Source organism: Streptomyces sp. B1866 (assembly GCF_031932565.1).
GTDB lineage: Bacteria > Actinomycetota > Actinomycetes > Streptomycetales > Streptomycetaceae > Streptomyces.
Map to the genome: position 1 here is coordinate 1 of NZ_JAVSCF010000594.1, position 543 is coordinate 543.

Sequence of the window (543 nt, forward strand, 5' to 3'; positions counted from 1 at the left end):
CGGCGCGCGGGCCGCCAGCAGCCGCCGCCAGTCGGCCGCGCCGGGCGCGGCCTCGCGGAACGCGCCGTCCACCACCGGGCCGGTGACGACGGCGGGCCGGCCGACGGCGTGCCGCACCTCCCGCGCGGCGTGCGGGGTGAGGCACAGGTGCAGGTCGTTGCCGGGATGGAGCCACTGGCGGTGCACGGCGAAATCGGTGATCACGACGGTGCTGGGCACCGGCAGCGCCCCGCGGGCACGCAGCCCTCCGGTGAGCTGCGCGGCGAGGTGGAAGACGGGGACGACCGCGTCCGGGCGCTCGCGGGCGACGAGGGCGAGCAGGCGGTCGGCGGCGAGCGCGGCCAGCGGCGCGCTGCCGGGCCGCAGGTCTCCCCGGCCGCCGCGGAAGAAGGCCGCGTACAGGCCCGCGTAGACCACGGGCGCGCGGCGGACGGCGGCCCGGTAGAAGGCGCGCAGGCCGCTGCCCACGCCGCCGGGGAGCAGGTCGAGCACGTCCGCGCGGCGGGCGCGGTGGCCCAGGGCGGCGAGCCCGGCGGCGACCGC

1 pseudogene is annotated in these 543 nt (G+C 81.2%); it reads right to left on the minus strand.

Annotation, left to right across the window (positions count from 1 at the left end):
* Positions 1-519, minus strand: a pseudogene (locus RKE29_RS30345) (galactosyldiacylglycerol synthase); the annotation flags it as partial.
* Positions 520-543 lie beyond the last annotated feature (24 nt).